The sequence below is a fragment of the Thermosulfurimonas sp. genome (genome assembly GCF_015491435.1).
In the GTDB taxonomy this organism is placed as follows: Bacteria; Desulfobacterota; Thermodesulfobacteria; order Thermodesulfobacteriales; family Thermodesulfobacteriaceae; genus Thermosulfurimonas_A.
Genome location: NZ_WFVX01000058.1, coordinates 1 through 6496, shown reverse-complemented (window position 1 = coordinate 6496; position 6496 = coordinate 1). Strand labels below are relative to the sequence as shown.

Here is a 6496-nt window from a genome sequence, read left to right as displayed (position 1 = left end):
CCAGAGCACCTATCTCGAGAGAGATCTCGCCGACCTTGCTCGTCTGCGGGACCTTGAACCCTTTCTCCTCTGCCACCGGTTAGCCGCCCTTCGGGCGGCCCGTATCCTTTCCTACTCGGAACTTGCCCGGGACGCCGGTATCTCCGTGGCCACCGTGAGACGCTACCTGCGTTACCTGGAACTCTCCTATCAGATCCTATTCCTTCCGGCCTGGGCCGGAAATCCCGCGGTAAGGCTGATTAAAAGTCCCAAACTCATCTGGTTTGATGCCGGGCTCCAGAGGGTGCTTTCCGGACAACTTCAGGGACTAACCGGCGAACAGTACGAAAACGCCATCACCGCCCAGATCCTCACCACCCTGCGCTCCTTAGGCCTGCGTTTTTCGGCCTTCTATCTGCGCACGGCCGGCGGCCTGGAAGTGGATCTCCTTCTTGAGACTCCGGCCGGATTCGTGGCGGTAGAGATGAAGGCCCGGGAAAAGGTCTATCGGAAGGACGCCACCCCCATTGAACGCGGTCGTCGCCTCTTCGGGAATCGTCTCCGCCTGGGCCTGGTAATTTACCGGGGAGAGGAGATCTTCCCGCTCACCGAAAGCGTCTTTGCCCTTCCCGACTGGCTTCTTCTCGGATGGCCCGGCGGAGGTCAGACCGCCCTTTCGGGCTCTTAACCCTACTAAACGGGAACCTCCCTCCCAAAAAGTTGAACTTTTTGGGAATAGGATTACCCCTTGGTAAGGATGCTAAATCTTGAAAGTATAAGAGAGGAGAGGCTTTATCCGCGGGAATTGCTTTCAAAGCTCTACCCCGGAAGGCTACTCAAAATCCTCACCCCCAGGGCGGTGGCCAGGGGAAGGATGAGGTTATCGTCGGGGAAAGGCAGGGCCTCGATCAGGGTGAGGACTCCGGAAAGAAGAAGGATCTTTCCCCCGAAGGGAAGACCGAAGAAGAGGAACACGCAGAGGGAAAGAGCGAAAAAGACCAGGTGATGGAGAGGGCCCCGGCCGAAAAGCCCGGAAATTCCATCGCCGAGGGCAAGCACCCAGAGCCCGCAGAGGGCCGCTTTCAAGGGGAAAAGAAGAAAGGAAAGCCCCACCCCCCAGAGATAGTAGAAGGTCCCGGTGGGACGCCGAAACTCGCCTTCCCTTAAAAGGGAGGAAAGCCTTCCCGGAAGCCTAAGACATCCCGTAAGCCTCAGGGTCTCAAAGAGGGTGATTGCCAAAAGAAGCGAAAGGAAGAAAAGCCGCCGGTAGTCGCCAAGGACTAAGGCCAGGGGGTGGAAAAGGAGGCCGGAGAGGTGAAAGAGCTTGCGCGGAAGTTCCCTCAAGGGCCCTCGGAGAAGATCCGGGTGAAGTCGATCTCCGCCGGACAGGTAAGATCCTCGAAACGCATGCTTCCCCGGAAGAAATCCCCTTCCTTCACGTAGCGTCCCTCGGAAAGACGCCACACCTTGGCCAGCCTCTTTTCCGGATAAACCAGAACGTAGTAGCGCACCCCCTCCCGGGCGCAGATCTCAAACTTTACCGTCTCATCAAGCTTTCTCGTGTGCGGGGAGACCACCTCCAGCACCATCTCCGGGGTGCGAAGGAGGCGTTTCTGGTCCAGGTCCTCCTCGCAGACCACCACGAGATCCGGAACCAGCACCGTGTCCTCCGCCACCTCCCAGGCCACCCCCGGAAGGGCAAGACACCGGGTCTTCTCGCAGGCCTCAAACTGATCCATAAGCTCCCGGGTTAAGCGATAGACGAACCACTGGTGGCGCAGGGCCGGGGCCACCATGGCCACCGGCTGCCCGTAGATAAGCTCCCAGTCGCCCTCCCAGGTCTCCCAGTCGGAGACGGTGTAGCTTATCGGGACCCTTGCGGCTTCACCCATGGCCTCACTCCCATTCAATGGTCGCCGGAGGCTTGGAGGATATGTCATAGACCACCCGGTTTACCCCCTTAACCTCGTTAATGATGCGGTTTGAGAGCCGGGCGAGAAGCTCATAGGGAAGGCGCACCCAGTCCGCGGTCATGGCGTCCTGGCTTTCCACGCAGCGAATGGCCACCACGTGTTCATAGGTCCGGTAATCTCCCATGACCCCCACGGTCTTAACCGGGACCAGCACGGCAAAACTCTGCCACACCCGGTAGTACCAGCCGCTTGCAAGCATCTCCTCGGTGACGATGGCGTCGGCCTCGCGCAGGATCCGAAGCCTCTCCTCGGTGACCTCCCCCAGGATGCGGATGGCCAGCCCCGGCCCCGGAAAAGGCTGCCGCCAGACCACCTTTTTAGGAAGCCCGAGTTCCCGGGCGATCTCCCGCACCTCGTCCTTGAAAAGCTCCCGCAGGGGCTCGATGAGCTTAAGCTGCATCCTTTCCGGAAGCCCGCCCACGTTGTGATGGGTCTTGATGGTGGCCGAAGGGCCGCGGAAGGAAACGCTCTCGATCACATCCGGATAAAGGGTCCCCTGGGCCAGCCACTTGACCCCGCCGATCTTTCGGGCCTCCTCCTCAAAGACCTCGATGAAGGTGTGCCCGATGATACGCCGTTTCTCCTCCGGGTCCGTCACCCCGCGAAGTCTTTCCAGGAACCTCCGCGAGGCATCTACATAGCGCACCGAAAGCCCCAGGGATTCCATGAGGGAGAGCACCTCCTCGGGCTCCCCCTTGCGCAGAAGGCCGTTATTCACGAAGATGGGGACCAGCCGATCCCCTATGGCCCGGTGCACCAGAAGGGCGGTCACCGTGGAATCTATCCCTCCGGAAAGGGCGCAGACTACCTTTTCCTCCGGGGCCACGGTCTTGCGGATCTCGCGCACCGTGGTCTCGATGAAGGACTCCATGGTCCAGGTGGGACGGCAGCCGCAGATGCGAAAGACGAAGTTCGCAAGCACCTCGCGGCCGATCTCGGTGTGGGCCACCTCCGGGTGAAACTGGACCCCGAAGAGGGGCTTTTCTTTATGCCGCATGGCCGCATAGGGGGAGTTTTCGCTTTCGGCAAGGGGCACAAAGCCCGGGGGTAAGACCTCAATGCGGTCGCCGTGGCTCATCCAGACCCGAAAGCTCCGCGAAGGATCAAGGCCGGCGAAAAGGTCTTCTACCGAAAGCACCCGGAGTTCCGCCGGCCCGTATTCGCGTTTTACCGACCTCTCCACCCGTCCGCCGAGGAGATGGGCCATGAGCTGCATCCCGTAGCAGATCCCCAGCACCGGAACCCCCAGAGCAAAAAGCTCCACCGGGACCATGGGGGCCCCGGGGTCATAGACGCTGGCCGGCCCGCCGGAAAGGATGATCCCTTTGGGGCGAAAGGCCCGGATCTCCTCCAAGGAAACCGTACAGGGCCGGATCTCGCTATAGACCTTGAGTTCCCTTACCCTGCGGGCGATAAGCTGCGTGGTCTGGGAACCGAAATCCAGGACTAAGATGGCCTCTTCAGGACGCATGTTTTCTTTCCTCCCTGCGCATCTTCCGCAGCATGATGGTGGCCCCCACCAGGGCCAGGATCAGGGCCCCCACCAGGGCCATCTCCAGCATGTAAAGCTTCACCCGCTCCGGGGTCACCTCCCCGTGGGAGATCTCGAAGGCCAGGATGAGAAGCCTTCGCACCAGGGCGATGATGGCCACCATGATGAAGGGTTCCACGCACTGAAGATGATATTCCTCCCCGAAGACGATCTGCACGGTGTAAAGGATCTCCAGGAACATGAGGGCGATGAGGAAGCGATCGATGACCTTCAAGACCCCCAGGGCAAAGTCCTTGTAAGCAAAGGCCCGAAGGAGGGCGTGGAATCCGTCGTAGATCACCTCCAGGGTGGCCAGGATGATCCCGATGGCCACCAGGATGTAGAGGATGCGCTCCATGCGCAAAAAATTCTCCTGGAACCAGATGTCAAGCCCGGAACGGCGGGGAGGTTTTTTTCTGGGGCTCATCTTGCACCTTCCCTTTCATTTTGAAGGAGGTCCCTTCGGTTGTAAAGGGACATGGCCTTGGGAAGCCCCTCGCGGAGGATGGTCCGCATGGCCGCAACCGAAAGCTCAAGCACCTTCTCCACCACCGGTTCCTCCTCCGGACGGAAAGGGGAGAGCACATAGTCCGGAACGGAAATCCCGGAAGGCGGCCGCCCGATCCCCAGCTTAAGCCGGGGGATCTCTTCGGTCCCGAGCATGGCGAGCACCGAGGCCACCCCGCGGTGTCCTCCGCTTCCTCCCCGGGGGACAATCTTCATCCGCCCCAGGGGAAGATCGAGGTCGTCGTGGACGAGAAGCACCCTTTCCGGAGGGATCCGGTAATGTTCTGTCGCCCCGGCCACGGCCTTTCCGGAAAGATTCATGTAGGTGAGGGGAAGGAGCAAAACGGCCTCCTTCCCTTCGGCGATAAGGGCCTCTAAGGAGGGATTCTCCCTAAAGGTAAGCTTCAGCTCCTCGGCAAGGAGCGCCACCGCTCGCCAGCCGAGGTTGTGCCGGGTAAAGAAGTATTCGGGGCCGGGGTTCCCCAGCCCCGCGAAAAGCCACATCTTTACTCCGCGGCCTCGCCCTCCGTCTCCTCGGCGGCCTCCTCCTCGGCCTCCACGATGGTCACCACCGGGGCCCCCGGATCCTCGGCGAACTTCACCCCCTCGGGCGGGGTGAGGTCCCGCACATGAAGGGTATCCCCTACGTCAAGCTCCGAGACATCGATCTCAATGCGGTCCGGAATGCGGTCCGGAAGACAGGTTACGGTGAGCTCGTGCATGAGGATCTCCAGGATGCCGCCCTTTTCCACCCCTTTGGCCTTGCCCACCACCGCCACCGGCACGTCCACCTCCACCGGGCGATCCATGCGCACCTCGTAAAAGTCGGCGTGAATGATCTCGTCGGTTACCGGATGATACTGGAGCTCCTTGATGATGGCTATGCGCTGCTCGCTCTTTCCGTCCTCCTGGACGGTAAGGTTGAAGAGGATCTGCTCTCCGCGATGGCGGAGGAGGATCTTCTTGAGTTCATTAAGCCGCGCGGTAAGGGGAAGGGGATCGGTCTGCGGACCGTAAAGGATGGCCGGAATGAGTCCCTGCCGGCGCAGCTTTTTGGCTATTTCCTTTCCGGTCTTTTTTCTGACCTCCACGGTAAACGGTACCTGTATCATGCCTCAACCTCCTTCGGAATTAGACGAAAAGGGAGCTTACCGAATCGTCCGCATGTATGCGGCGTATGGCCTCCCCTAAGAGTCTGGCCACGGAAAGGACCTTGATCTTTTTAATCGCTTTTGCCTCCTCCCGCAAGGGGATGGTATCCGTGACCACCAGGGATTTTAGGGCCGATTTCTTGATGCGTTCCACCGCCGGGCCGGAGAGCACCGGGTGAGTGGCCATGCCGTGGACCTCCTTGGCCCCGCGCTCCTTGATGGCCTCGGCGGCCTTGCACATGGTCCCCGCGGTGTCCACCATGTCATCCAGAATGATGGCCACCTTGCCCTTCACCTCGCCCACCACGTGCATGACCTCACTCTGGTTGGGACCGGGCCGACGTTTATCCACGATGGCGATTCCGGCATCCAGCCTTTTGGCATAGGCCCGGGCCCGCTCCACCCCGCCGGCATCCGGCGACACGATCACCAGTTCCTCGTCCCGGAAGGTCTCCCGCAGGTATTCCAGAAGCACCGGAGCGGCGAAGAGATGATCCACCGGAATGTCGAAGAACCCCTGGATCTGACCGGCGTGAAGATCCATGGTGAGCACCCTCCGGGCCCCGGCCACGGTGATGAGGTTGGCCACCAGCTTGGCCGAAATAGGGGTGCGCGGGGCGGTCTTGCGATCCTGACGGGCATAGCCGTAGTAAGGGATCACCGCGGTGATGCGCCGGGCCGAGGCCCGCCGCAGGGCGTCAACCATAATGAGAAGCTCCATAAGGTGTTCGTTCACCGGGGTGCAGGTGGGCTGCACCACGAAGACATCCGCCCCCCGGACATTTTCCTTGATCTCCACGAAGATCTCCCCGTCGCTGAAACGCTTGATCTCCATGTGTCCCATGGGGACGGCCAGATACTCGCAGATCTTACGGGCCAGTTCCGGGTTGGCCGTGCCGCTGAAGATCTTCAGGTGATTGATGAACATGGGGTTCCCTCCTTGTAATTGGTCACCACATAAAAAGCATAAGCCGGAAACCGGGTAACCAGCCCGGCCTCCGCCCGGCGGGCGGCTTCCTCCTCGGCGAAGACCCCGAAAAGCGCCGAGCCGCTTCCGGAAAGGCCGCAGGCCTTAGCCCCGGCGGAAAGAAGCGCCCTCTCCAGCTCGTAAAGTTCCGGATACCGCTCAAACACCACGGCCCGAAAGTCGTTCTCAAGCACCCCTTCAAAATTTAAAGCCCCTTCCGGGGCTTTCGGCCCATAATTAAGCGGGGTTTTCTCTTTTGTCAATCTCAGATTTTGATAGGCCCAGCGCGTGGAGACCCGAAAAGGGGGAACCACCACCAGATACCAGGCCGGGGTCTCAGGGAAGGGAGAAAGTTCGTCCCCTATCCCCCGGGCGAAAGCCGTGGCAT

General features: G+C 60.6%; 8 protein-coding genes and 1 pseudogene. 1 reads left to right on the top strand and 8 read right to left on the bottom strand.

Translation table 11 applies throughout. The features are described 5' to 3' along the window. Positions 1–667 (top strand): DUF4143 domain-containing protein (locus tag F8J34_RS02645; RefSeq protein ID WP_297056265.1); only part of this gene is annotated, 667 nt, incomplete at its 5' end. A 131-nt stretch (positions 668–798) separates the two neighbouring features. On the opposite strand, the gene F8J34_RS02640 is transcribed toward F8J34_RS02645, so the two are convergent. From F8J34_RS02640 to F8J34_RS02605, 8 genes and pseudogenes are all read right to left on the bottom strand, one after another. Next, a complete protein-coding gene (locus F8J34_RS02640) occupies positions 799–1323 on the bottom strand; it encodes a hypothetical protein (RefSeq protein ID WP_297056262.1) in 525 nt (174 codons plus the stop codon). Next, positions 1320–1871: a Uma2 family endonuclease gene (locus F8J34_RS02635; RefSeq protein WP_297056260.1), complete on the bottom strand. Its 552-nt coding sequence runs from the start codon at positions 1869–1871 to the stop codon at positions 1320–1322. Before F8J34_RS02635 ends, F8J34_RS02640 begins: the two co-directional genes overlap by 4 nt. Before the next feature lie 4 nt (positions 1872–1875). Continuing rightward, a complete protein-coding gene (gene guaA / locus F8J34_RS02630) occupies positions 1876–3423 on the bottom strand; it encodes a glutamine-hydrolyzing GMP synthase (RefSeq protein WP_297056258.1) in 1548 nt (515 codons plus the stop codon). Then, on the bottom strand, positions 3413–3910 hold the full coding sequence (locus F8J34_RS02625) for a phosphate-starvation-inducible PsiE family protein (protein ID WP_297056256.1): 498 nt from the start codon (positions 3908–3910) through the stop codon (positions 3413–3415). Before F8J34_RS02625 ends, guaA begins: the two co-directional genes overlap by 11 nt. Further along, complete coding sequence (pth, locus tag F8J34_RS02620) at positions 3907–4494, bottom strand: aminoacyl-tRNA hydrolase (protein ID WP_297056255.1); 588 nt, start codon at positions 4492–4494, stop codon at positions 3907–3909. Before pth ends, F8J34_RS02625 begins: the two co-directional genes overlap by 4 nt. 2 nt (positions 4495–4496) lie before the next feature. Then, positions 4497–5102 (bottom strand): 50S ribosomal protein L25/general stress protein Ctc, encoded by a 606-nt coding sequence (locus F8J34_RS02615; RefSeq protein WP_297056253.1) that lies wholly within the window; start codon positions 5100–5102, stop codon positions 4497–4499. Between the two features lie 19 nt (positions 5103–5121). Then, on the bottom strand, positions 5122–6069 hold the full coding sequence (locus tag F8J34_RS02610) for a ribose-phosphate pyrophosphokinase (RefSeq protein ID WP_297056251.1): 948 nt from the start codon (positions 6067–6069) through the stop codon (positions 5122–5124). Next, positions 6051–6496, bottom strand: a pseudogene (locus F8J34_RS02605) (hypothetical protein); the annotation flags it as partial. The pseudogene F8J34_RS02605 and the gene F8J34_RS02610, both read right to left, overlap by 19 nt.

Excerpts from the sequence above, each read along its gene's own strand:
- pth (WP_297056255.1), bottom strand. The coding sequence starts at position 4,494 with ATGTGGCTTTTCGCGGGGCTGGGGAACCCCGGCCCCGAATACTTCTTT.
- F8J34_RS02635 (WP_297056260.1), bottom strand. The coding sequence starts at position 1,871 with ATGGGTGAAGCCGCAAGGGTCCCGATAAGCTACACCGTCTCCGACTGG.
- F8J34_RS02610 (WP_297056251.1), bottom strand. The coding sequence starts at position 6,069 with ATGTTCATCAATCACCTGAAGATCTTCAGCGGCACGGCCAACCCGGAA.
- guaA (WP_297056258.1), bottom strand. The coding sequence starts at position 3,423 with ATGCGTCCTGAAGAGGCCATCTTAGTCCTGGATTTCGGTTCCCAGACC.
- F8J34_RS02625 (WP_297056256.1), bottom strand. The coding sequence starts at position 3,910 with ATGAGCCCCAGAAAAAAACCTCCCCGCCGTTCCGGGCTTGACATCTGG.
- F8J34_RS02615 (WP_297056253.1), bottom strand. The coding sequence starts at position 5,102 with ATGATACAGGTACCGTTTACCGTGGAGGTCAGAAAAAAGACCGGAAAG.